Raw genomic sequence first — 22,430 nt, forward strand, 5'->3', positions numbered from 1 at the left:
GGCTTGATTCGCTCAGACGGATGCCGAGATTCGCGCGATTCTGCGAAGCGCGGCATCCTCGGAGGTTGACCGGCGGCCAAGAATGCGTCGGACGCCGCCGAGAACCACCCGGGTGGTCGTGACGGCGGGCCACAGCGGTCGACGAAGACCGAGGAGCTCACGGTACTCGCGGGGGATCGACGCCACCGCGCCGGCGAAGAGCACCCGGTAGGCCGGAATGACCCCTCGTGACAGCGGAGGATTGCGGATGAAGTGCACGATCTCGGCCACTCGCTCGTCATGTTTCAGGGTGCCTGCCGCATACACCGAGTGCAGATGTTCCTCCAGCTCAGCGGCCGATCGGGGTGGCTGCTCGACGCCGATGAGCTCGCCGGCCCTTGCCCACTCGCTGACATAGGCGTCTGCGCCGCCGGGAATCGCTGAACCCCAGAGAAGCTGGCAGGCCAGGAACGAATCGGTGAAGACCGAGTGCACCCAGTCGAGGAGTTCCGGATCGCCGGCCGCGTACTCGCGCTCATCGCCGTTCGCGTCGAGGTACGTTCCCGTGACGCGTTCGTGGAACCGGCCAACGCGCTGCGACTCGGTGACGGCGGTGGCCGTGTCACCGAAGGTGACGGTCATCAGCCAGCGGATAGTGCCGGACAGGCGGCCGAGCGGGTCTTCCCGATACCTCGACCAGTCGTGCACGCCGGCCAGCGCGCCCGGATGGAGTGCCTGCATCAGGAGCGATCGGATGCCAGCGACCATCGTCGGGAGTTCACCGTGCACCAGCCACGACGCCGAGCCCGGACCGAAGAAGCCGGCGTCATCACCGGCCTCGAGCCGGTCCACCCAGGCGGGTCGACCTTCGCTCGAGCCGGAGAGTGTGCTCAGGAGATGCGACTTCCACGCGTCGGCCAGCCTCGTCATCGGGCGAGGATAGCTCCGGCTGCTGGGAGCGCGCCGACCGTCCGGTCGCCGGCAGCTCCGGCGATCGACAGTTGCGGCGATCGTCCGGCGCCCCGGCATCCGCTCAGGGGTTTCTGACCCGGCTACGCCCGCGCGGCCTCGACGACCTTTCGGGCAGCGGCGAGACCCTGCTCGAGGTCTGCCTTGAGGTCAGCGACGTTCTCGAGGCCGACCGACAGGCGCACGAGGCCGGGCGTGACCCCGGTGGTGAGCTGCTGCTCCGGGGTGAGCTGGGAGTGCGTCGTCGACGCCGGGTGGATAACGAGAGAGCGAACGTCACCGATGTTGGCGAGATGGGAGAACAGGCTCAGCGAGTTGACGAGTTCACTTCCGGCGTCGACGCCGCCCTTGAGCTCGAAGCTCAGCACGGCTCCGACACCCTTCGGCGCGTACTTGTTTGCCGCCGCGTACCAGGGGCTCGACGGCAGTCCCGAGTAGTTCACGCTCGCGATGTCCGGGTGGCTGTCGAGCCACTCCGCGATTTCCTGCGCGTTTTGTACGTGACGCTCGATCCGGAGGGACAGGGTTTCGATTCCCTGGATGAGCTGCCAGGCGCTCGCCGGGGCGATGGCCGCACCGAGATCGCGGAGCAGCTGGACGCGCGCCTTGATGATGTACGCGAGGCCATCACCGACAGCCGTCGTGTAGCTTGCACCGTGGTAAGACGGGTCCGGCTCGGTGAGGCCGGGGAACTTCTCCACGTTCTTCGACCACTCGAACGTGCCGCCATCGACGATGACGCCGCCGATCACCGTGCCGTGGCCACCGAGGAACTTCGTCGCCGAATGCACGATGATGTCCGCGCCGTGCTCGAACGGCCGGATCAGGTACGGCGTCGCAATCGTGTTGTCGACGATGAGCGGGATGCCTGCCTCGTGCGCGATGCTCGACACCAGCGCGATATCGAGGATGTTGATGCGTGGGTTGCCGATCGTTTCGGCGAAGAACAGCTTCGTGTTCGGGCGGATGGCGCGGTGCCACTCGTCAGCGTCGTCCTGGTCCTCGACGAACGTCGTCTCGATGCCGAGCTTCGCGAGCGTGTACTTGAACAGGTTGTACGTACCGCCGTAGATCGACGACGAGGAGACGATGTGGTCGCCCGCCTGGGCGATGTTGAGGATCGAGGCCGTCGACGCGGCCTGGCCGGACGCGAGAAGGAGGGCGCCGCTGCCCCCTTCGAGAGCGGCGACCCGCTCTTCGACGACGGCCTGCGTCGGGTTCTGGATTCGGGTGTAGATGTTGCCGAACTCGGCGAGGGAGAAGAGGTTCTTCGCGTGGTCTGCGCTGTCGAACACATAGCTCGTGGTCTGGTAGATCGGCGTCGCGCGAGCCTTTGTTGTCGGGTCGGGCGCAGCACCCGAGTGGATCTGCTTGGTTTCGAACTGCCAGGAAGCTGAATCGGCCATGATGAGCTCTTTTCGGGTGAGGGGGCGGGGGACACGCGGGCTGGGGCTTGGCCCTCATTCGAGACTAAGCACCGTGACAGCAGGCACACAATCCCACCGCAACATGACGTAATCGGGCCCACCGCGACACGGCGTAGTCGAGCCCCCAAAACACGGCGGTCGAGCGGATCTCCGGTCCCGTGTGGACCCGCCGCTACTCTGGAGCAATGACGAGAAGACGCGCAGTGGTGACAGGGGCAAGTTCAGGAATCGGTGAGGCGACAGTTCGCCTGTTCGCGAGCCGTGGCTGGGACGTCGTCGGCGTCGCCCGCCGTCGGGACCGGCTGGAGGCGCTCGCCGCGGAAACCGGTGCCCACGTCGTTGTCGCCGACGTCACGGTGCAGGCCGACGTCGACCGCCTGCGGGACGAGGTGGCGGCATCCGGTGGTGCTGATGTCCTGGTCTGCAACGCCGGCGGTGCTTTCGGCATGGACTCCGTCGAGGCCAGCGACCCCGATGACTGGGCAAGGATGTTCGACGTCAACGTGCTCGGCACCAAACGAGTGATTTCCGCGCTGCTTCCCGTTCTGCGCGACACGGTCGAAGTTCCGGATGCCGCGTCGATCGTCGGCGTTACATCGGTCGCCGGTTTCATCGCTTACGAGGGAGGCGGAGGGTACAACGCCGCCAAGTTCGCTGAGCGGGCGCTCTTCGCCGTGCTCAGGCTGGAACTCGCCGGTGAGCCGATCCGCGTCATCGACGTAGCTCCGGGCATGGTGCACACCGAGGAGTTCTCGCTCGTGCGATTCGGCGGTGACCAGGCCCGCGCCGACGCGGTCTACGACGACGTGCCAGACCCGCTCGTTGCCGATGACATCGCCGAGGCCATCGTGCACGCCGTCGAACTGCCCGCGCGCGTCAACATCGACTCGATCGTCGTGAAGCCGGTCGCCCAGGCAGCCCTGCACAAGGTGATCCGTGGCGAACTCGCGATGAAGCGGAGCTGAACGGCCTGACTCGCGTGTAGGTTCTTCGGCATGACGAATACCGATGGCGCGCTCGCTGGCGGAAACATGAATGCCGTCACCAGGATCGGGAACACGGTTCGGAGAACAGCGGGGCCGTGGACGCCGACGGTGCACCGGTACCTTCGCTACCTCGAGCGCAACGGCATCGACTGGGCGCCGCAGCCGATCCGGTGCGATGACGACAACGAGGTGTTGAGCTTCATCCACGGGGATGTGCCGGTCTATCCGCTTCCCACCTGGATCTGGGACGATGCGGTGCTCATCGACGGCGCGAAGAAGCTCAGACAACTGCATGACGCGTCGATCGGATTCGGCGTCGACACGGCAATCTGGCAGTCGCCGACGAAGATTCCCTCAGAGGTGATCTGCCACAACGACTTCGCGCCGCACAACCTCGCCTTCGCCACCGACGGTTCAATCGTGGGTGCGATCGACTTCGACCAGGCCTCGCCGGGCCCCAGGCTCTGGGACCTGGCCTATTTCGCCACCCGCGCCTGCCCGCTCACCCGGCATCCGCCCGCCGGCGCTCCCGGTGCCGACGACGCCAGGCGACGCGTTGAGCTGATTCTCGAGGCGTATGGGTCGGATGCCACCTGGCGCGATGTTCTGCGCGTTGCGGCGACCCGGCTGTGGGATCTGGCGGAATTGTCGCGGGAGAAGGCGGAGGAACTGTTCAAACCGGAACTCAGGGCGGAGGCTCTCGCCTACGACCGTGACGCCGAATACCTCGCGTCGGTTCTCCGGGCGTCCGCCTAGAAGTGCGTGATGCCGTAGACCGGGCCGTCTGATGCCAGCAGGCCCTTGAGTCGCCGAGCCGCGCCGTCGGTGTGCTCGATGAGCTGTCCTGCGGCGCGCAGCACAACGGGATCGGCGCCGCCGAGGTAGAGCGAGCTGAGCACCCACGCGTCGAGCTCGATGTCGGGGGTCGCGGAATCCGCGCGTTCCACCCGCGCCGTGGCATCCGTTACCGAGATCCGGAACACGCCGTCGGCGAATCCGAGGTCATCGATGACGCGGAGGACGATGTCGCCGTCGGTGACGTACGGGCGCGCCTCGAGCGCGGCGATCGGGTCGAGGATACGCAGCCAGACCCAGTCCTCGTTGGCGGTGACGGTGATCGCCCTCGGGTCGGCGAGTGCCCAGGACAGTGGGTCGTCGAGCCGACCTGCCCGCCAGGTCACCGAGTCGCACAGTTCGATCGACGCGAGGTAGTACCAGAGGCCCAGGTAGGCGTTGTCGTCGGCCGCGACGAGGTCGAGGACCTCGACCGACCGCGCGTCTGTTCCCTTGCCGCCGAACCGGTAGGAGACGTAACCGTCGATCTCGCCATCGGTGTCGTAGTGCAGCGCCGCGCGGATCGCGCGGTCTTCGTCCTTCGCCTCGTCGGCCTGTCCCGAGATCCGACCCCAGATGCCGGCGTGCCTGCCGACGGAGCCGGTCTGGCTGGCGTGGAACCGGTCGAACACGGCGGGGGCGATGTCGATGAGATCGCGGGCGTCGACCCACTCGGCGGTTCCGGTCGGTGTCGTGAGCAGACGGAAGCGCGCGTCGGTGGCGACGGAGATGTTGTTGGCCCAGGTGGCGGGACCGAACCCGAACCGGCGGTAGATGGTGGCTTCGGTTGCCGTCAGTGCGGCAATCGCCATTCCCGCTTCGTGAGCGCGAGTCAGGCTGTCCGTCATCATGCGGCGGAGGAGGCCCTTGCGGCGGTGGGTCGGACGCACGGTGACGGACGAAATCAGGTGAGTGGGCACGAGGTGACCGCCACCGACGTTGACGGTCTTCTCGAACGAGGCGAAGGTGGCGACGGGGTATTCGGGCGGAAGCGAGGACGCGCGGCGCGTGACCGGGTACGCACCGGTGAGGACCTGGTCGTCCGTCCTCAGGCGGACGGCTGCCCTGGCGACGGCCTCGTCGGTCATGCGGGGGTAGTGGAACGCCTGGTTCTCGATCTGGATCCAACCCACCGTCTCGGCGAAGTTGTCGTCGGTCGGTGCGGCCGCGCCGAAGACGTGGAGTTCGTATTCCTTCTCGTGTTTGCTCACTGCTTAACCGTACCTTGGTGTTCTGAGGAGGAGTTCCGGAGGGGTACCGTGAACCCATGACACCCGCGGCCGAGACCAGCTCCCCAGCCCCCGTTCCAGACCGCGAGGTCCTCAGCTGGGACGAGTTCGGTTCGGCCTCACGCGAGCTGGCGAAGGCCATTCTCACTTCGGGTTTCACCGCCGATATCGTCGTTGCCATTGCGCGCGGTGGCCTGCTTCTTGCCGGGTCGATCTCGTACGCCCTCGGCACAAAGAACTGCGGCAGCATCAACGTCGAGTTCTATACGGGTGTCGACGAGCGACTGCCGGAACCCGTGCTCCTGCCGCCGCTTCTCGATGCTCCCGCGCTCCTCGGCCAGAATGTGCTGCTCGTCGACGACGTCTCTGACTCCGGTCGCACGCTCGCGATGGTGGTCGACCTGTTGCGCGGGCACGGCGCGACGGTGCGCACGGTGACCCTCTACTCCAAGCCCCGGACGGTCCTCGAACCCGACTTCGTCTGGCGCAGGACAGACAGGTGGATCACCTTCCCGTGGTCGGCGTTGCCGCCGGTGACCGCCGACGCACCGTAGGCTCGACGTATGAGTGTGCACCTGGTTGGCGGCGGTTGGTCCGAATCGAAGAGTTCCGCGGTCTATGACCTGTTCGTTGCGGAGGCTGCTGAACGCGCGGAGTCCGAGTCCTTCGATGGTGCGCCGCGCATCGCCGTGATCGTGGTCCGCGATGAAGACGGTGATGCACACGCGGCGAAGCTGGTCGATGCCGCGTCAGCAGCCGGGGCGTTCGAACCTGTGGTCACCTCACTCGCGTTCGGCGAGACCGCGACGCCCGCTGCACTGGCCGGCGTGCACGGGATTATCGTCGGCGGCGGGTTGACGCCCGCGTACCTCGCGAGCCTCACGCCGATCTTTGGCGAAATCAGGCGGCTCGTCGCATCCGGCGTACCGTACCTCGGCTTCTCCGCTGGGGCCTCGATCGCATCCGAGCGTGCTCTCGTCGGCGGCTGGCGGATCGGTGGCGTCGAGGTCAGCCCCGAGGCGGGTTCTGAACACCTGGATGAGGTCACCGTTGAGAACGGCATCGGCCTCCTCGATATCTCGGTCGACGTGCACGCCGTGCAGTGGGGCAACCTGTCGCGACTCATCGCGGCAACCGAAGCGGGCCTCGTCGACGGCGGCGTCGCGATCGATGAGAACACAGCCTTTGTCGTCGGCGAGGGCGCTCTTCGCGTCGTCGGCGCCGGCAGCGTGTGGCAGGTCCTGTCCACTGACGGTGGTGTCCGCGTCTCCTCACTCGCCGCTGGATGAATTTCACCCTCACCGAGCTCGCCGCCCAGGGTCTGATCGATCCGGGCTGGGCGAGCGCGCTCGAGCCTGTGCAGCCCGAGCTGAATGCCCTTTCTGCGTTCCTTGACGCTGAGACGGAGTCGGGCAGGGGATTTCTGCCCGCACCGGAGAATGTGCTGCGCGCTTTTCGGTCGCCGCTCGACGGCATCCGGGTGCTCATCGTCGGGCAGGATCCGTACCCGTCACCGGGGCATCCGATCGGCCTGTCATTCGCTGCGGATCCGCACGTCAGGCCGCTTCCGCGAAGCCTCGTCAACATCTACCGAGAGCTGAACGACGATCTGGGCATCGCGCCCGCCGAGTCCGGCGACCTGAGCCCGTGGACCGATCGCGGAGTGCTGCTCCTGAACCGTGTGCTCACCGTGTCGCCGGGGGAGGCGGGCTCACACCGGCGGAAGGGCTGGGAGGCGGTGACGGAGTGCGCCATCCGTGCCATCGCGGCGAGGGACAAGCCGCTCGTCTCGATCCTCTGGGGAAAGGACGCTCAGGCTCTCGCGCCCCTGCTCGGCACGACCCCACGGATAGAGAGCGTGCACCCGAGCCCGCTCTCGGCCTCGCGCGGGTTCTTCGGCTCACGGCCGTTCTCCCGGGCCAACGAACTGCTCGTCGAGCAGGGCGCTGAGCCCATCGACTGGCGGCTGGACTCGACGACCCTCTGGTGAGACGCCCTCCGACGGCAGTCTCCGTCGCCCGCAGAGATGCCGGTCCGCAGAGATGATTCCGGAAGACGAAACGGGATCGACACACGGGTCATCTACTCTTGAACCGTGCTTGAAGAGGAATACCAGCCCCGACGCCGATTGCCGCCGCACCTGCGCAAAAAACCCGAGCCAGAGACGCCGTTCAGTTACACGATTCGCGAGGCGCGGCCGGAGGACCTGCCGCACATTCGCGAGATCTATAACTACTACGTCGCCAACAGTGTCGTGACCTTCGACGAAGACAAGATGTCGCTCGCGAAGTGGAAGGCGAAGTTCGCCCAGCTGCAGAAGCTCGGCCTGCCGTTCATCGTCGCCGAGTCGCCGAACGGGGTGATCCTCGGCTACGCGCTGGTGTCGCCGTGGAAGGACAAGCGGGCGTACCGCTTCACCGTCGAGAACTCGATCTACCTGGGCCCGGCGTCGACGGGCAAGGGACTCGGTCGTGTGCTGCTCGGTGAACTGATCGAGCGCTCGAAGAAGGCCGGTCTGAAGGAAATTCTCGCCGTGATCAGCGACAAGGGCGCAGAGGGCTCGATCGCGCTGCACGAGTCCTTCGGGTTCGTGGAGATCGGCCGGATGGGGCGGGTCGGGTTCAAGTTCGAGCGCTGGCTCGGCACCGTTTTGCTGCAGAAGTCGCTGAAGTAGGCGCGCGATGACTGAATCTGCGCCACTTGAGCGCCCGGCCAGGAGCACGCCGCTTCGTGCGTACGCCGGGGAGATCCATGCGGCCCCGGATGCCGTCTTCGCGGCTCTCGAGCGGCGGTTGCGTGAGAGCTCGACCGAAGTCTCGCCCGCCGTCGACAGCGCCGCGCGTTTCATCGCAGTGCAGGGCAACTGGTGGTACCGGGCTGAATACCGGGTGATGGCATCCGATGACGGCGCTCGTATCGAGCACGAGCTGCTCAACGTTGCGCCGAGGGTGCACTGGGCCGGGCCGCTGGCCGGACGCGCGGTGCTCGCGGACTCGCCAGCCGCCTTCGGGCGACTCCTGACCGAGCTGGCTGCCGAGCTCGAGCGCTGAGTCGGGGTGTCCCGCCGACTCGTTGCGTCTCCGCGGCTCGCCCACTGAACTGCTTGGGCGTTCGACTGTCACGAGTGCCCGGCAAACGCGCTGAAACCCGCCATTTGCGACAGTTGTACGACGGTAGCGAACTGCTTCCGCGCCCGACTGTCACGAGTGCACGGCAAATGTCCCGGAACCGTGCATTTGCGACAGTTGAACCGCGGTACTGAACCGCTTCCTCGCTCGACTGTCACGAGTGCAGGGCAAACGCCGCCGAACCGTGCATTTGCGACGGTTGAACGACGGTACTGAACCACTTCCGCGCTCGACTGTCGCGAGTGCACGGCAAACACGCTGAAACCCGCCATTTGCGACAGTTGAACGACGGTAGTGAACTGCTTCGGCGTTCGACTGTCACGAGTGCACGGCAAAAGTCTCGAAACCGTGCATTTGCGACAGTTGAACCGCGGTACTCAACTGCTTCCGCGCTCGACTGTCGCGAGTGCACGGCCAACGTCGCCGAACCGTGCATTTGCGACAGTCGAACTCGCCGCGCTGAAAGTGACACGCGAACGTACGCCGTCGCCCGGGCGCGGCGGCGGTTCACACGCGACAAAGGCCGGTGGAGCTGTCGCCCCACCGGCCTGTGTGCTGAGTTCCTGCACCGAACGCCCGCGGTCACCGTGCGTTCGACGTGTGCGGTTCCTATCCGCGGGAGGTCGCCCGGCTGAGGATGAAGTATCCCGCGAGTGCCGAGAGCACCGTCGGTACGAGCAACCAGGCAACGACCCCCTGCGGTCCTGAGGCGACGAACCATTCGCCGACGAGGTGCCAGGTCTGCGTCAGGGTAACCAGTGCCACAGCACCGACAATCAGGATGATGGTGATCGCGCCTGCGACCAGGAGCCCGTTCGTGCGCCAGCGCATGAAGATCGTTCCGCTCACCGTGCCGATGAAGGCGAAGAACATCATGGCGACGGTGAACACGAAGAGTCGCTGCCAGACCTCACCCGAACCGAAGTACACCGAGGTGAACATGTGGCCACCGAAACCCCACCCGTTCGTCCATTCCTCCACGTAGGAGAGCACTGTGAGGATCACGCCGTACGACACCGAGAGCAGGAGGAACGCCAGTGTCGAGCCGAGGTAGAACTCGCGGCGGGTGAGGCTGAGTCCAAGCGCATAGGCGAACGTCATATTCATGGCCTGGGCGCCGACGACGAGCATGTACACGAAGATGTAGAAGGATGCGCCACTCCACTGCGTGCCGTCCAGGGCGTCCTGCCGGTCGCCGCCTGTGACGTTCGCTGCGATGATCCACCAGATCAGCATGTTGATCAGCCAGATGAACGCCAGGATCATCAGGGGGATCCAGTACACCGTCCACTTGTTGATGAGGTTCAGCCGAGCGGCGTTCCAGATCCGGTTGAGGGGCTGGGGGTTGCCCGCTGTCACCGGGTTCGAGGGAGTACCGGCCACCTGTCGGGTCCGTTGTGTGCCTTGCGTTGAGGATGCTGTTGTCATGATTGGATCTCGAATTCCTTCTCGGTGACGTTGGTGCGTCGAACGATGAGTTGTTGGAGAGAGACAGGGGAGAGTTCAAGGCCCGCGCTCGCGGCCTCTCGCCTGTCGTCGGCGCTGAGCGGGCCGACGGTGACGGATGCCAGCCCCCCGATTCCCTCGCGGGAGAGGACCTCGCGGTCGGCGACGAACGCGTCAACGGCGCCCCGCATGCCGACGACGGTTGTCGCTGAACCCCGGAGAGCCTCAGCGGCTTCGTCGATGATGATCGAGCCCTGGTCGATCACGAGGACGTGCTCGAGGAGCTGCGCCACCTCGTCGATCAGGTGAGTGGAGAGCACGACGGTGCGGGGGTGCTCCGCGTAGTCCGCGAGAAGCCGGTCGTAGAAGAGCTGGCGAGCGACAGCATCCAGTCCCAGGTAAGGCTCGTCGAAGAACGTCAGCGGGGCGCGCGACGCGAGGCCGACGATGACGCCAACCGCAGACAGCTGGCCGCGGGAGAGTTTCTTGATGCGGCGGTCGACGGGGAGTCGGAACTCCTCGACGAGCTGTTCGGCGAACTCGGCATCCCAGTTCTCGAAGAACCATGGCGCGCTCGCAAACACGTGCTTCGCCTGGAAGTCGTCCGGGTAGCGCTGGCTCTCCTTGATGAACGAGATGCGGCTGAGCACCCGTGCGTTCTCGGCGGGAGGCTCACCGAACACGCGGACGTCGCCCGATGTCGCGAACTCCTGTCCGGTAAGTACCTGCATGATCGTGGTCTTTCCCGCTCCGTTCCGGCCCAGGAGGCCGGTGATCGTGTTGGGGGTGATGTCGAAGTCGACGTTGTTCACCGCGGTGACCTTGCCGAATCGCTTGGTGAGGTTCCGCACGCTGACGACAGCGTCGGATCGAGAGTCTGATGTGTGAGTCATGCTGAGACGCCTTCCGTAGAGATCATTTCGCTGAGCTGGTCGGGATCGATCCCGAGTTTTGCTGCCTCGGCGATGAGGGGTCGTACGAATTCATCGCGGAAACGGTCCTTTCGAACCTGGATGAGTCGGGCGCGGGCGCCCTCGGCTACGAACATGCCGATGCCTCTCTTTTTGTAGAGAATTCCGTCGTCGACGAGGCGGTTGACGCCCTTTCCGGCGGTTGCTGGGTTGATGCGATAGAACGCGGCGAATTCGTTCGTCGACGGCACCTGGCTCTCCTCAGGAAGAGAGCCGGCGATGATGTCGTCTTCGATCTGTTCCGCGATCTGCACGAATATGGGTTTGCCTTCGTCGATCACGGCGCCTCCGGGGTTGCTCGGTTAGTTACTTCACTAACTAACCAACATCCTTTCTTTCGGTTTGTCAAGCAAATTCGAGAACAATGGCGGATTAAGCTCGTTGGGTGACCGAACTTCATGAAATGAGTGCGCTCGACCAGTGGCTGGCCCTGCAGCGGGGGGAGTTCTCACCGCGCGAGCTGGTGAATCACTACCTCGAACGGATCGAGCGGCTCAACCCCGACCTGGGCGCGTTCGTTACGGTGACAGCGGATGCCGCGATCCGGCGGGCAGAGACCCTCGAGTCTGTCGTGTCACGGACCAGTCCGCTGTGGGGCCTGCCGACCGCTGATAAAGACCTGACCCAGCGCCGCGGGGTACAAACGGGCTTTGGCTCCAAGGCGTTCACGGGGACTATCTCTCACCGATCCGACGAGATCGTTGAGGTGCTCGACGACGCGGGAGCGATCAGTCTCGGCAAGACGAATACCCCGGAGTTCGGCATGTACGGCTACACGGAGTCCCGTGTTGCCCCGCCCGCACGGAACCCGTGGGACCTGTCGCTCGGTGCCGGCGGGTCCAGCGGAGGGGCTGCTGCAGCGGTGTCTGCCCGGCTGCTGCCCTTTGCGCCGGGGAGTGATGGGGGAGGGTCCATTCGGATTCCCGCTGCGGCCTGTGGTCTGGTCGGAATCAAGCCGTCTCGCGGTCTTGTTCCGGCGGGTTCCGGTATCGATTCTGTCGGCGGGCTGGCCGTCAAGGGGCCGATCGCCCGCAGCGTCGCGGATGCTGCGCTCCTGCTTGACGCCATGATCGCGCGTCGCAATGGCCGCATCGATCACCATTTCACCCTGCGGGCGCCCGACGACAACGACGGTGATCTGCTCGGTGCTGCGGTGCGGGGTGAGGGCAGATTCAATATCGGCGTGCTTCGAAACAGCCCGTTTGACGACGCGAGGGACATCGTCATCGCGCCGGAGGCATCCGCAGCCCTCGATATTGCGCTGGCGCAATTGTCGTCCATCGGACACGGCATGGAAGAGGTTGTTCTTTCACACGGTGGCGTTTACGCCGATGCGTTCCGGCGTCTGTGGCAGATTTCGGCCGCGACGATCCCGGTGTCCGACGACAGTCTCGAGTTGCTCGAGCCCGTGACGGCCGAGCTGGTGCGCGGCGGTCGTCAGATCGGGGCCAGGGAGGTGATGGAGACGTTGTCGATCATGAGCGGATTCGAGCGTTCGGTCATTGCGCAGTTCTCGCAGTTTGATGCAGTGATCTCGCCCGCGCTCGGTCAGCTGCCGAGGCCGGTTGGTTCGTATGATCTGGAGGATCCTGACGAGAACTTCTGGCAGCAGGTGGAGTACTCGCCGTTCACGTCATTCGTCAATGTAGCCGGGTTGCCCGCGATTACTCTTCCGATCTCGGAGACCAGTGAAGGGCTTCCGATGGGAGTGCAGGTGATCGGACGGCCCGGCGGTGAGGCGACACTGCTGTCGATCGGAGCCCAGTTGGAGCGCCGGATCCGGTGGCAGCACCGGAGTCCAGCTTTCGCGAACCGGTGAGCCGCTGGCCACGCCTTCGCTTGTGCACTCCGTGGCCGGAACGTGCGGTGCGCAGCTCCTACGGCTGCGGGTAGGTGTTTGTGTGACATTTGTGACACTCCAGCGTTCCTGCATCATGATGGACAGATGACTAAAGCTGCGCGGGTTCACCTCTCCAAGACGTTTCCGTCTGTGTACGAAAAGCTGGCGGCGCTGTCCACGGAGGTGGGCCAGGTCGCTCGGGACAATGGGATCGAGCCGCTGTTGTCAGAACTCGTGCAGATGCGCGCATCCCAAATCACGGGGTGTGCGTATTGCCTTCGGGTGCACACGAAGAAGGCCCTCGCGCTCGGTGAGACGACCGAACGGCTCACCGTTCTTTCCGCCTGGCGGGAGGCTGGCCTGTATTCCGAGCGTGAGCGTGCTGGGCTTGCCCTGTGCGAAGCGATGACGCTGATTTCGGATGGTCATGTTCCCGATGAGGTGTACGAAGCAGCGAGAGCTGTGTTTTCCGAGAAGGAATTTGCTGCACTCTCCTGGGTGATCGTGTCGATCAATGCGTTCAACCGAATTGCAGTGACGAGTCGTTACCTCGTCGATCCGGTGTCTGCCGAATCGGCGGGCTCGGCTCACTCTGGTTCACCCGACAATCCCCGCGAAGCACCCGCAACCCAACCCGCTCCGGAACGGAGTCAGGCCGGAGGGCCCGACACTCACGCCGGAGCCCACTGAGAACCGGCTGGGGAGGCGCTGCACTGTCTGGTGGTTAAGGTAAGGCTTGCCTATACTGAGAGGGACATGACAGTACAGCGCCGCACCGACCACGCCGGTCACAAGGTGAACGAATCGAACCATAAGCACCGTGTTCAGTTTCTGATTGCCGGTGACGAATCGTCCCTTCCCGAGCTTGAGGCGGTCCTGTCGACTCTTCCGCTGTGTGCAACCGGTCGGGTGTTCGTTGAGGTCGAATCCGAAGATCAGATCGGTTCGCTGGATGTTCCGCCGCGGATGACAGTGACGTGGTTGCCCCGGTCGCGTCGTTCGGGTGTTCCCGGATCTGGCGCCGGTTGTGCTCAGGGTGAGGCCTTTTCGCGGGCCGTTCGGGCGTGGGCTGGCGAGATGCTGTGCAGCGATCCCGAAGAGGCGCAGATTTGGCTCGGTGGCCACTATCGCGGTGTTGCGGAAGCTCACGAGTACCTTACGACCTCTCTTGGTGTTGCGGCCGACGTGATTCAGACGCCACCCGCGTACCGCCTGGGCGTTTCGCGCTAACATCCCCGGTCCGGTCCGGTCCGGTCCGGTCCGGCCCGGTCCTGCCGGTCTGCGTCGGAGTGGAGTGGGTTCTGGCCGTCCGCTTTTGTCTGGTCCGGTCCGTCTGCTTTGGTCCGTCTGCTTTGGTCACGTCTGCTCCAATCCGGCGTGGCTTGCTCGGCTTGGCCTGCTCTGGGTCAGAGCCTCGAGCGCGTTCGGTCGATGGCTGCGGCCGACGATTGGTCTAGTCCGGTGGCACATACCAGGTCTCCATAGCCCGTTGACTCGATTCGCGGCGGCGTGGGGATTGGGATTGATCAGCCGTTCGGTCTCGGTTCGCGGGCCGCGACGAGCCCGAAGGAGACATGGGCCCCGCAGGTGATCCCGGTGCCTGCCGGGATGGTGCCGCCGGTGGAATGGGTGGAATCGGTGGTCGTTCGCGAGGCTGGGGCGACGTGGCAACCGATGGTGTCTTGGACTGGGCAGACTCTGGCGATGGCGATGGCGATGGCGATGGCGATGGCGATGGCGATGGCGATGGCGATGGCGATGCCGATGCCGATGCCGATGCCGATGCCGATGCCGATGCCGATGCCGATGCCGACGGGGTTGATGGCGGTGGTGATGGGGGCGGTGGTGATGGGGTCGGTGGTGGCGGCGAAGCACCGACGCTCCGGTTCGAGCTGATCCGGTCGGCCGTGCCTCCCGTGTGTCCCGCACCTCCCGTGGCGCTCACACTGTCGTCTGCGCTGCCGTCATTACTCGCCGCTTGCCCGGCCTCGATGGCGCGTTGTTTTCGTTGTTCGAGTGCGCGGGGCGGGGGTTGTTTGAGGGCGGAACGGCTGCGGAGGGGGCGTGCTTTTTGCTCGGGGTCGAGGGTTTTGGGTGGAATGGCGGAGTAGGTGGTGCCGTTGCGGATGATTTTCCAGCCGGTGTTGTGGATGAGCATGTGGTCTTCGCGGCACATGAGGATTCCGTCGGCAATGTTGGTGAGTCCGTGGTCGGCGGCCCATTCGTTGATGTGATGGGCTTCGGTGTACGACGGGGGTCTCGTGCAGTCTTCGAAGACGCAGCCGCCGTCACGGATGGCGAGGGCGATGCGTTGCTTGGTGGTGAAGCGACGTTGTTCGCGGCCGACGTCGAGGGGGTTGTTGTTCTGGTCGACGAGGACCGGGCGGGTGCCGGTGGTACAGATGTGTCGCTCGATGATGTTGCCGGGGATGGCTTCTCCGGTGTCTTCGTTGAATCCGGTGCCGGTGAGGTGGCCGTCGGCGTCGCGGGTGTCGAGTTGGTCCTGGGTGATCACGATCCGGACTCCGGGCTGGCGGTTGCCGAATGCTGTGTTCGGGTCGGCTTCGGCACCGGCTTTGAGGGTCGCCATCAGGAGGTCGAACACGAGCTGGTCGTTGCTGCGGGGGTCGTCGATGAGACGCTGCGCGCGTTCGGCGTCGGCGGGGTCGATCATGCGGGGGCCGCCACGGCGGGGTCGCATTCCAGCGCCGACGAGTTGGTCGATGTATGCCGCTGATTCGTCGTCGAACTCGACCCACGCGGTCCTCACGCCGTCGGCGGAGCGGGAGAAGCGCCATTTGCGGTTCTCGAAGTGTTGATCCCAGCGGAGTCGGACGCCAACCGGGTCGATCTGGTCACGGAGGAACCGGGCCCGCCGGCCGAGCTCGTCGGCGTTGGTGCCGACGGCGTCGGTGAGGATCTGTTCCGCCGAGATCCGGAGGTCGTCGGCGCTGACCCGTTCGTTGGGTTCACCCAGGCCTCGCATGATGATCGTGACCGCTTCAGGCTTGAGGATCCGGTCGCGGACCGCACGGGTGAGGGGCTCATGCCACGGCACCTCGGGTGCCGGTCGCGTGGCCGCGGGCCCTGCGTCCACACCATCGCGACCGACGGAACCATCTCGTCCGCCGTCGATGCCGTCACCTGTGCCCGGGCCGCCATCAAGCCCACCGAGGCCATCGAAAAGGCCATCGCCCGAGCCGCCGCTGCCGATCGGATGGGTGGCGGCATCCGCCTCGCCCATCGCTTCACCGAGCTTCACCTGGCGGACCGCTTCAACCCGGGTGGATCCGGTCAGTCGTTGCACCATGTCGACGGCATTGTGATCGCCGTTACGTTTGGCCAACCCGGAGTAACCGAGCTCACGAGCGGAACGCTTCGCGACCACCCCGGCGGTCGCGGCGACCACGGCATCCGCCTCGGACCGCAACCGTGACGCATCACGCAGAAGATCCTGGAGTTCGGCGTCGCTGGCCCGGTCAATGAGGATCGACAATGGTGCGGGTTCATCGCAACCTGACCGGCGGGCAGCGGCGGTCAGGGAATCATCGTTCGATGGCGCCGTACCGGGCAGCGCCGTATTGGGTAGCGCCGTACCGGGCAGCGCAGCACCAGTCAACGCCGAGCGGGGGACACCGGAAGGGCCAGCGTCAGACACCGCACTAACCGACCGAGGCGTGAGAGTGGCCTCAAGCGAAGCGATTCGATCGCACACGTCGAGTGCGACCTGGCGAACCTGCCCCGAGATCTGAACCATGCTCAATTTTACCAAGCGATCCGCCAAATTGGAAGATACGTTCGAAGATATTTCAAATCAAGACCGACAAAAATAGAACAAAAGGCTCCCCGCAGAATCTCACTCCACTGCCCACCCTCCCACCGGCGCGACCATAATGGACCCATGGATCCCCGCACAGTCCCCGCCCTCACGCTCAATGATGGCCGCCGCATCCCCCAGGTGGGCTTCGGGGTGTACAAGGTTCCTCGTGAACGAACAGCGGATGCCGTCGTGACCGCCATTGAAGACGGCTATCGGCACATCGATACCGCCACTCTCTACGCCAACGAAGCCGAGGTGGGGGAGGGCGTTCGCCGCTCGGGAATTGCCCGCGATGAGATCTTCGTCACCACCAAGGTCTGGAACACCGACCAGGGCTTCGACGAAACACTCCGGGCGTTCGACACCAGCATGAGCCTGCTCGGACTGGACGTCCTCGACCTCTACCTCATCCATTGGCCCGCGCCGACCCAGGACCGCTACGTGGACACCTGGCGCGCACTCGAGCGCCTCCAGGCCGACGGCCGGGTTCGGTCCATCGGCGTCAGCAATTTCCACCCGCACCACCTGGAGCGGCTCTTCGCAGAAACGGATGTCGTCCCCGCGGTCAACCAGATCGAGCTGCATCCGTGGCTCCCGCAGCAGGCGACGCGTGAATTCAACGCGGCCCACGGCATCCTCACCGAGGCATGGTCGCCGCTCGCGCGCGGTCGCGTGATCGGGAACCCGACCCTCGACGCCATCGCCGACAAGCACGGCGTCACTGCCGCGCAGGTCGTGCTTCGGTGGCACGTGCAACTCGGAAACGTCGTCATTCCGAAGTCTGTCACTCCCGAGCGGATAGCCGAAAACATCGAGCTGTTCGGCTTCGAACTCGACGGCGAAGACCTCGCGAGCATCGCGACCCTCGAGTCGGGCGAGCGCACCGGTCGCGACCCCGACGACCTGGACTGACGCGCGCGACAACAACCTCAGGCGACCCACCCGCCAACGACGCGTTACCCCAGCTCGGCCCGCACCTGCGGGAGCACCTCGGTCGCGAGCAACTCGATCGAGGCCATCACCAGAGGGTGAGGGAGACCAGACCAGTCCATCTGCAGCGCGTGCCGATCGTGCGCCAGGTGACCGTGAAGCGCAATGATCTTGTCGGCCACCTCGTTCGGACTTCCCGCGAAAATCGCGCCACGGCGCGCCGTCTGGGTGTCGAACCCCAGCCTGCTCGGCGCCGTGAAACCGCGCTCAGCCGCGATCGCCGTCATCGATCTGTGCCAGTACGGGAAGAACGTATCCTTCGCCTCCTGGCTCGACTTCGCCACAAATCCCGGGCCTGAGACGGCGACTTTGAGGTCGGATGCCGCGTGGCCGGCCGCCGCTCCCGCCTCGCGATACAGCCGGGCACGTGGCGCGAACTGCTCGGGTGAACCGCCGATGATGGCGTAGTTGATCGGGAGCCCGAGGTACCCGGCACGCATCGACGACTCGGGGTTTCCACCAGTGGCGATCCAGATGTCGAGCTTGCCCGAATGAGGCCGAGGCAGGATGAGCGCATCGGTGAGTGCTGGCCGGTACTTGCCGTGCCAGGTCACTCGCTCGTGAGCGTTGATCTCGAGAAGGAGCCCGAGCTTCTCCTCGTAGAGTTCGTCGTAGTCGGCAAGGTCGGCACCGAACAACGGAAATGACTCGATGAACGACCCGCGACCGGCCGCGATCTCCACCCGGCCTCCCGTGAGGAGATCGATCGTCGAGTACTGCTGGAACACCCGAACCGGGTCTTCCGTGGAGAGTACGGTCACGGCGCTCGAGAGCCTGATGTTCTTCGTCACGGATGCCGCCGCCGCGAGCACCGTCGCCGGCGATGTGATCGAGTATTCCGGGCGGTGATGCTCGCCGATTCCGAACCAGTCGAGGCCGAGCTCATCGGCCAGTCTGATGCGGTCGATCGTGTTCCTGAGCTGTTGTTCGGCGGACTCCAGCTGCCCGGATTCGGGGTTCAGCGGAATGTCCCCGAAGGTATAGACGCCCAGCTCCATGCTCACGATCCTTCTGCCTGCGACGCAACCGCGTGCGAGGCAACCGCCGCAAGCACGAGCACGACCACGGGCGTCGGCTCAGCCACGATCACTTCCAGCACCTCACTTTCCCTTGGCGGCAGGGCGGCCAGCAGCGGGTTGCCCGGTACGAGAACCGGCGGGATTCCCCGCGGCCACGCGTCCAGCGGCGGTACGCCCGGCCGAAGGGCGCCGGATGTAACCGCCCTTCTCGAGCCCTGCCTCGATCTCGAACCGGTTCTTGAGTGGATCCCGCCCGGCGAAGAAATACAGGATCGGGAAGACCATCCCGTATCGCTGCCACTGCTCCTTGTGCACCGCCTCGTGCTCGAGCACATCGGCCGACACGTTTCGGTCGGTGAGGTAACACCCGCCGACACACGAGCCGCCTCGGCCAAAGGTCCATTTCGGCATCCCGGTGAAGACGAAGAGCCCATTGCGGCGCGTGATCTTTCCCGTCGACCAAATCGAGCCCCAGACGAAGCCGACGGTGGTCGCGTACAGATAACCGGCGCGGCTGAACAGCGAATTCGAACCCACGCCCGTCACTCTCCGGCCCGGTAGGTCTCGAGCAGCCGAAGCCAGATCTCACTCATCGTCGGGAACGCGGGCACCGCGTGCCACAACCGGGTGAGCGGCACCTCGCCGACCACAGCGATGGTGGCTGCGTGCAGCAGCTCCGCGACATCCTGCCCCACAAAGGTCACCCCGAGCGCAACGCCTCGGTTCTCGTCCACGACCATCCGCGCGTGGCCCTCGTACCCGTCCGCGTGGAGACCCGAGCCTGACACAGCACCGAGGTCGTAGTCGACGACGCGCGTGCGGTAGCCGGCCTTCTCCGCCGCGGCAGCGGTGAGTCCAACGGTCGCCACCTGCGGCTCGCTGAAGATCACCGACGGCACACGTTCGTGATCAGCGGATGCCGCCAGGTCGCCCCACGGTTCGGCCTGCGTTTCCGGCGCGCGAACGCGGGCGGCGATCGCCTTCCCGGCAGCCCGGCCCTGGTACTTGCCCTGGTGGGTGAGGAGCACGCGGTGGTTGACGTCACCCGCCGCGTACAGCCAGCCGCCATCCACACCGTCGACACGGAGCGAATCGTCGACGCCGATCCAATCACCCGGGGTGAGCCCGACGGTCTCGAGCCCGATTTCTGTCGTTCGTGGCGTGCGGCCCGTCGCGACGAGAACCTCGGCGGCCGTCACGGTTTCGCCGGAGTCCAACTCGATGACCGCCCGGCCGTCGTCGTCGCGGCTGACCCCGACGGGTGCACCGTGGAGCACGGTGGCGCCGTCGGCGCGAAGCCGCATCGTCACCGCTTCGCCCGCGAACGGTTCGAGTCCGGACAACAAGCCGCTTCTGGCGATAACGGTCACCGTCGACCCGAGCGCGATGAACGCGGTAGCCATCTCTGCGGCAACCACTCCGCCGCCGATGATGGCGAGCGACTCCGGCACGTCCTTCACGCTTGTCGCGTTGCGGCTCGTCCACGGTTTCGCCTCGGCAAGGCCGGGAATGTGGGGGATCAGCGCGTCGGACCCGGTGCACACAGCGACGGCTTGCCTGGCCTCGAGAACGACGGTCTCGCCGGCATCCGTCGTCACTTCGACGGTGCGCACTCCCGTGAGCCGGCCGTGCCCACGAACGAGGTCGATCCCCGCACTCTCGAGCCAGGGCAGTGAGCCGGTGTCGTCCCAGTCGCTCACGAACGAGTCGCGGCGTGCGAGCACCGCAGCGACATCGAGTGGTCCGGTGACGGACTGCTTCGACCCGGCCACCCGCAGTGCAGCGTCACGGGCCGACGGCGGCCGCAGCAGCGCCTTCGAGGGGATACACGCCCAGAATGAGCAATCCCCGCCGACAAGTTCGCGCTCGACGATCACGCACGTGAGGCCAGCTTTCGTCGCGTAGTCAGCGACATTCTCACCCACCGGTCCTGCCCCGAGGACGATGAGGTCGTACTGCTTCTCAGTCATGACCCGAGGCTACCGGTCACCACCCGCGCTGCGGAATGTCAGCGCGCGAGTGCTCCAATGATTCGCAGGATTGTGGGCAGGTCGTCGACCGCTCGTTCCGGGCTTGACGGCGCGAAGCCGCAGATCGTGGCACCCGCGAGCTCGAACGAACCGCGGACGGCGCCGATGAGGTCAACGAGGTGTGCCGCAGGGAGGCCGAACGGCTCAGCCCACGATGTGCCCGCGATGTCAGCGGGGTCGAGCACGTCGAGGTCGATGTGAATGAAGACCTTCGATGCTCCGGATGCCGAAACCGCCTCGATCACGGATTCCGGCGTCCAGTCGTCGACAGACAGCATCCGGATCGCGCGTTCGTCGATCACGACCTGCTCGGCATCGTCCATTGAGCGTGCGCCGAGAATGACGACCTGTGAGGGGTCCAGCGGAGCGGTTGATGCCAGCTCGGGAATACCTTCGCCGAGCAGCGAGCGCAGCACCATGCCGTCAAACGAACCGGATGGTGACGACACGGCGTCATTGAGGTCGGAATGGGCGTCGATCCACAGGACGCAGACATCGCCGTCCGCTGCCGCGTATTCGATCGAGGCGAGGGCAACAGCGCACCCTCCGCCGATCGTGATCACGGGGCCCGTCGCCTCGCGGAGGGCGGCAAGCTGGTGTTCACGGATGACGAGGAGCGATGAGAGCCGGTGTACTCCGGTGTCGAGCGATTCGCCGGCTTCGACGGGAACCTCGACTCGAACCGTCGCCGTGGATGGCAGGTCGCCGCCGATTGCGTCAGCACCATCGATGAGTCGCATCGCTCGGGAAGAACCGGAACCCTGCCACGCGGGCACCACCATGAAAGTCGCCATTTTCTTAGTATCCGGCAGCGGATCGGGTTTTGCCGAGACCCCTGCGCTTACCGGTGTGTTGCGCGGTGTTGCACCGGCATACGGTATTTCTCTCGGGGAGAGGGCAGAATGGAACCACAACCCGAAGGAGGCCGCCGTGTCTGACGCCGCTGCGCGCCTCGTTGTCGTCGAGGTCACCACTCGCCGCGAGAACGCTCCCGAGTACGACGCCTACGTGCGGACCATGATCGACCGGGCGGCCCACGAGGCACGCGAGACCGGTTGGGATGTCACGCAGCTGTCCGCCGCCGACCTCGGAGTCACCGGGCTGCTCGATGCGGCCGACTCCGCGGACGCCATCATCGTCATGGGCGGCGAAGACATCGATCCCCAGTTCTACGACGGCGAACGCGGTTACGAGGGCGAAAGCCATCACTTCGAAATTGCGGATGCCGCACAGATCGAACTTGTTCGTCGCGCCGCCGCAACGCGGACGCCGGTGCTTGGCATCTGCCGCGGGCACCAGGTCATCAACGTCGCGCTCGGCGGCACTCTGTTGCAGCACGTTGAAGCGCCGGGACACCGCGTCACCGATCTTCCGGTGGAGTACGCCCTGGTCGAGCACCCGGTCCGCCTTGAGCGCGGGTCCAGGATCGCCGAGCGCTTCGGTCGCGAGCACATCCTCGTGCAGAGCGCGCACCACCAGGTCGCCGACCGGCTCGGCGATGGCCTGACCGCTGTGGGCTGGGCGCACGACGGCCACATCGAGGCCATCGAACACGAGTCGCTGCCCATCACCGGTGTGCAGTGGCATCCAGAGGGCCTCCTCGCGCCCACCGGGCAGCTCCGCGTCCTGCTCGACGGCCTCGCGGCCGAGACCCGCGTTCAACTGCAGCGTTCCTGACCTCGCGCGTCCCGGTATCCGCTCACCGGGTTCTTCTGCAAGCGGTGGCTGGCGACGACGGATGCCGCAGCGCACGGTTAACAGG

At 65.5% G+C, this 22,430-nt stretch carries 22 protein-coding genes and 1 pseudogene; 12 read left to right on the forward strand and 11 right to left on the reverse strand.

Annotated elements, in window-relative coordinates; translation table 11 throughout:
• Positions 1-12: 12 nt before the first annotated feature.
• Together AC1C2N_RS03545 and AC1C2N_RS03550 are read right to left on the reverse strand one after the other, a co-directional pair.
• Complete coding sequence (locus AC1C2N_RS03545; protein WP_495432902.1) at positions 13-909, reverse strand: oxygenase MpaB family protein; 897 nt, start codon at positions 907-909, stop codon at positions 13-15.
• 122 nt (positions 910-1,031) lie between these two features.
• Positions 1,032-2,354, reverse strand: coding sequence for a bifunctional o-acetylhomoserine/o-acetylserine sulfhydrylase (locus AC1C2N_RS03550; RefSeq protein ID WP_483405640.1), 1,323 nt, complete (start codon positions 2,352-2,354; stop codon positions 1,032-1,034).
• 206 nt (positions 2,355-2,560) lie between these two features.
• Here AC1C2N_RS03550 and AC1C2N_RS03555 point away from each other — a divergent pair, with 206 nt between their 5' ends.
• Positions 2,561-3,340 (forward strand): SDR family NAD(P)-dependent oxidoreductase, encoded by a 780-nt coding sequence (locus AC1C2N_RS03555; RefSeq protein WP_483405641.1) that lies wholly within the window; start codon positions 2,561-2,563, stop codon positions 3,338-3,340.
• Between the two features lie 30 nt (positions 3,341-3,370).
• Positions 3,371-4,117 carry a phosphotransferase gene (locus AC1C2N_RS03560; protein WP_483405642.1) on the forward strand — a complete coding sequence of 249 codons (747 nt, stop codon included), beginning with the start codon at positions 3,371-3,373 and terminating at the stop codon, positions 4,115-4,117.
• Here AC1C2N_RS03560 and AC1C2N_RS03565 read toward each other — a convergent pair.
• The gene (locus tag AC1C2N_RS03565; RefSeq protein WP_483405643.1) at positions 4,114-5,406 is read right to left on the reverse strand and encodes a GNAT family N-acetyltransferase; all 1,293 of its coding nucleotides are present in this window, start codon (positions 5,404-5,406) and stop codon (positions 4,114-4,116) included. The genes AC1C2N_RS03560 and AC1C2N_RS03565 overlap by 4 nt on opposite strands.
• Positions 5,407-5,462: 56 nt before the next feature.
• On the opposite strand from AC1C2N_RS03565, the gene AC1C2N_RS03570 reads away from it, so the two are divergent.
• The 5 genes from AC1C2N_RS03570 to AC1C2N_RS03590 all read left to right on the forward strand — a co-directional run bounded on the left by AC1C2N_RS03570 (position 5,463) and on the right by AC1C2N_RS03590 (position 8,474).
• On the forward strand, positions 5,463-5,978 hold the full coding sequence (locus tag AC1C2N_RS03570; RefSeq protein WP_483405644.1) for a phosphoribosyltransferase: 516 nt from the start codon (positions 5,463-5,465) through the stop codon (positions 5,976-5,978).
• 9 nt (positions 5,979-5,987) lie between these two features.
• Positions 5,988-6,713 carry a type 1 glutamine amidotransferase family protein gene (locus tag AC1C2N_RS03575; protein WP_483405645.1) on the forward strand — a complete coding sequence of 242 codons (726 nt, stop codon included), beginning with the start codon at positions 5,988-5,990 and terminating at the stop codon, positions 6,711-6,713.
• Positions 6,710-7,414, forward strand: coding sequence for a uracil-DNA glycosylase (locus tag AC1C2N_RS03580; RefSeq protein ID WP_495432903.1), 705 nt, complete (start codon positions 6,710-6,712; stop codon positions 7,412-7,414). The genes AC1C2N_RS03575 and AC1C2N_RS03580 overlap by 4 nt, the downstream gene beginning before the upstream one ends.
• A 105-nt stretch (positions 7,415-7,519) precedes the next feature.
• A complete protein-coding gene (locus AC1C2N_RS03585) occupies positions 7,520-8,098 on the forward strand; it encodes a GNAT family N-acetyltransferase (RefSeq protein ID WP_495432904.1) in 579 nt (192 codons plus the stop codon).
• A gap of 7 nt (positions 8,099-8,105) precedes the next feature.
• Positions 8,106-8,474, forward strand: coding sequence for a hypothetical protein (locus AC1C2N_RS03590; RefSeq protein WP_495432905.1), 369 nt, complete (start codon positions 8,106-8,108; stop codon positions 8,472-8,474).
• Between the two features lie 687 nt (positions 8,475-9,161).
• Here the strand turns inward: AC1C2N_RS03590 and AC1C2N_RS03595 are convergent.
• Genes AC1C2N_RS03595 through AC1C2N_RS03605 form a run of 3 tightly spaced genes read right to left on the reverse strand, consistent with a single transcriptional unit; the run spans position 9,162 to position 11,250 of the window.
• A complete protein-coding gene (locus tag AC1C2N_RS03595; RefSeq protein WP_483405649.1) occupies positions 9,162-9,980 on the reverse strand; it encodes a hypothetical protein in 819 nt (272 codons plus the stop codon).
• Positions 9,977-10,891, reverse strand: a complete 915-nt coding sequence (locus AC1C2N_RS03600) for an ABC transporter ATP-binding protein (RefSeq protein ID WP_483405650.1) — start codon at positions 10,889-10,891, stop codon at positions 9,977-9,979. The genes AC1C2N_RS03595 and AC1C2N_RS03600 overlap by 4 nt, the downstream gene beginning before the upstream one ends.
• Positions 10,888-11,250: a GntR family transcriptional regulator gene (locus AC1C2N_RS03605; RefSeq protein ID WP_483405651.1), complete on the reverse strand. Its 363-nt coding sequence runs from the start codon at positions 11,248-11,250 to the stop codon at positions 10,888-10,890. The genes AC1C2N_RS03600 and AC1C2N_RS03605 overlap by 4 nt, the downstream gene beginning before the upstream one ends.
• Before the next feature lie 104 nt (positions 11,251-11,354).
• Between AC1C2N_RS03605 and AC1C2N_RS03610 the strand changes: the two genes are divergently transcribed.
• From AC1C2N_RS03610 to AC1C2N_RS03620, 3 genes are all read left to right on the forward strand, one after another.
• Positions 11,355-12,788, forward strand: coding sequence for an amidase (locus AC1C2N_RS03610; RefSeq protein ID WP_495432906.1), 1,434 nt, complete (start codon positions 11,355-11,357; stop codon positions 12,786-12,788).
• Positions 12,789-12,914: 126 nt separating this feature from the next.
• The gene (locus AC1C2N_RS03615; protein ID WP_495432907.1) at positions 12,915-13,499 is read left to right on the forward strand and encodes a carboxymuconolactone decarboxylase family protein; all 585 of its coding nucleotides are present in this window, start codon (positions 12,915-12,917) and stop codon (positions 13,497-13,499) included.
• 66 nt (positions 13,500-13,565) lie between these two features.
• Positions 13,566-14,039 carry an SIP domain-containing protein gene (locus AC1C2N_RS03620; RefSeq protein ID WP_495432908.1) on the forward strand — a complete coding sequence of 158 codons (474 nt, stop codon included), beginning with the start codon at positions 13,566-13,568 and terminating at the stop codon, positions 14,037-14,039.
• A 223-nt stretch (positions 14,040-14,262) separates the two neighbouring features.
• Here the strand turns inward: AC1C2N_RS03620 and AC1C2N_RS03625 are convergent, their stop codons facing one another.
• Complete coding sequence (locus AC1C2N_RS03625) at positions 14,263-16,566, reverse strand: hypothetical protein (RefSeq protein ID WP_495432909.1); 2,304 nt, start codon at positions 16,564-16,566, stop codon at positions 14,263-14,265.
• A gap of 144 nt (positions 16,567-16,710) precedes the next feature.
• Between AC1C2N_RS03625 and AC1C2N_RS03630 the strand changes: the two genes are divergently transcribed.
• A complete protein-coding gene (locus AC1C2N_RS03630; protein ID WP_495432911.1) occupies positions 16,711-17,541 on the forward strand; it encodes an aldo/keto reductase in 831 nt (276 codons plus the stop codon).
• Positions 17,542-17,585: 44 nt separating this feature from the next.
• On the opposite strand, the gene AC1C2N_RS03635 is transcribed toward AC1C2N_RS03630, so the two are convergent.
• The 4 genes and pseudogenes from AC1C2N_RS03635 to AC1C2N_RS03650 all read right to left on the reverse strand — a co-directional run bounded on the left by AC1C2N_RS03635 (position 17,586) and on the right by AC1C2N_RS03650 (position 21,462).
• Positions 17,586-18,617, reverse strand: a complete 1,032-nt coding sequence (locus AC1C2N_RS03635) for an LLM class flavin-dependent oxidoreductase (RefSeq protein WP_495433075.1) — start codon at positions 18,615-18,617, stop codon at positions 17,586-17,588.
• A gap of 207 nt (positions 18,618-18,824) precedes the next feature.
• Positions 18,825-19,220, reverse strand: a pseudogene (locus AC1C2N_RS03640) (Fe-S oxidoreductase); the annotation flags it as partial.
• Positions 19,181-20,608, reverse strand: coding sequence for a dihydrolipoyl dehydrogenase family protein (locus AC1C2N_RS03645; protein ID WP_495432913.1), 1,428 nt, complete (start codon positions 20,606-20,608; stop codon positions 19,181-19,183). The gene AC1C2N_RS03645 and the pseudogene AC1C2N_RS03640, both read right to left, overlap by 40 nt.
• Before the next feature lie 38 nt (positions 20,609-20,646).
• Positions 20,647-21,462 (reverse strand): arginase family protein, encoded by an 816-nt coding sequence (locus AC1C2N_RS03650; RefSeq protein WP_495432914.1) that lies wholly within the window; start codon positions 21,460-21,462, stop codon positions 20,647-20,649.
• A 136-nt stretch (positions 21,463-21,598) separates the two neighbouring features.
• Between AC1C2N_RS03650 and AC1C2N_RS03655 the strand changes: the two genes are divergently transcribed.
• Entirely contained in the window at positions 21,599-22,345 is a 747-nt protein-coding gene (locus AC1C2N_RS03655) for a gamma-glutamyl-gamma-aminobutyrate hydrolase family protein (protein WP_495432916.1), read from the forward strand.
• The last annotated feature ends 85 nt before the right edge of the window (positions 22,346-22,430 follow it).

Source organism: Mycetocola sp. Y791 (assembly GCF_059445325.1).

Excerpts from the sequence above, each read along its gene's own strand:
- AC1C2N_RS03545 (WP_495432902.1), bottom strand. The coding sequence starts at position 909 with ATGACGAGGCTGGCCGACGCGTGGAAGTCGCATCTCCTGAGCACACTC.
- AC1C2N_RS03550 (WP_483405640.1), bottom strand. The coding sequence starts at position 2,354 with ATGGCCGATTCAGCTTCCTGGCAGTTCGAAACCAAGCAGATCCACTCG.
- AC1C2N_RS03555 (WP_483405641.1), top strand. The coding sequence starts at position 2,561 with ATGACGAGAAGACGCGCAGTGGTGACAGGGGCAAGTTCAGGAATCGGT.
- AC1C2N_RS03560 (WP_483405642.1), top strand. The coding sequence starts at position 3,371 with ATGACGAATACCGATGGCGCGCTCGCTGGCGGAAACATGAATGCCGTC.
- AC1C2N_RS03570 (WP_483405644.1), top strand. The coding sequence starts at position 5,463 with ATGACACCCGCGGCCGAGACCAGCTCCCCAGCCCCCGTTCCAGACCGC.
- AC1C2N_RS03575 (WP_483405645.1), top strand. The coding sequence starts at position 5,988 with ATGAGTGTGCACCTGGTTGGCGGCGGTTGGTCCGAATCGAAGAGTTCC.
- AC1C2N_RS03580 (WP_495432903.1), top strand. The coding sequence starts at position 6,710 with ATGAATTTCACCCTCACCGAGCTCGCCGCCCAGGGTCTGATCGATCCG.
- AC1C2N_RS03590 (WP_495432905.1), top strand. The coding sequence starts at position 8,106 with ATGACTGAATCTGCGCCACTTGAGCGCCCGGCCAGGAGCACGCCGCTT.
- AC1C2N_RS03595 (WP_483405649.1), bottom strand. The coding sequence starts at position 9,980 with ATGACAACAGCATCCTCAACGCAAGGCACACAACGGACCCGACAGGTG.
- AC1C2N_RS03600 (WP_483405650.1), bottom strand. The coding sequence starts at position 10,891 with ATGACTCACACATCAGACTCTCGATCCGACGCTGTCGTCAGCGTGCGG.
- AC1C2N_RS03615 (WP_495432907.1), top strand. The coding sequence starts at position 12,915 with ATGACTAAAGCTGCGCGGGTTCACCTCTCCAAGACGTTTCCGTCTGTG.
- AC1C2N_RS03620 (WP_495432908.1), top strand. The coding sequence starts at position 13,566 with ATGACAGTACAGCGCCGCACCGACCACGCCGGTCACAAGGTGAACGAA.
- AC1C2N_RS03625 (WP_495432909.1), bottom strand. The coding sequence starts at position 16,566 with ATGGTTCAGATCTCGGGGCAGGTTCGCCAGGTCGCACTCGACGTGTGC.
- AC1C2N_RS03630 (WP_495432911.1), top strand. The coding sequence starts at position 16,711 with ATGGATCCCCGCACAGTCCCCGCCCTCACGCTCAATGATGGCCGCCGC.
- AC1C2N_RS03635 (WP_495433075.1), bottom strand. The coding sequence starts at position 18,617 with ATGGAGCTGGGCGTCTATACCTTCGGGGACATTCCGCTGAACCCCGAA.
- AC1C2N_RS03645 (WP_495432913.1), bottom strand. The coding sequence starts at position 20,608 with ATGACTGAGAAGCAGTACGACCTCATCGTCCTCGGGGCAGGACCGGTG.
- AC1C2N_RS03650 (WP_495432914.1), bottom strand. The coding sequence starts at position 21,462 with ATGGCGACTTTCATGGTGGTGCCCGCGTGGCAGGGTTCCGGTTCTTCC.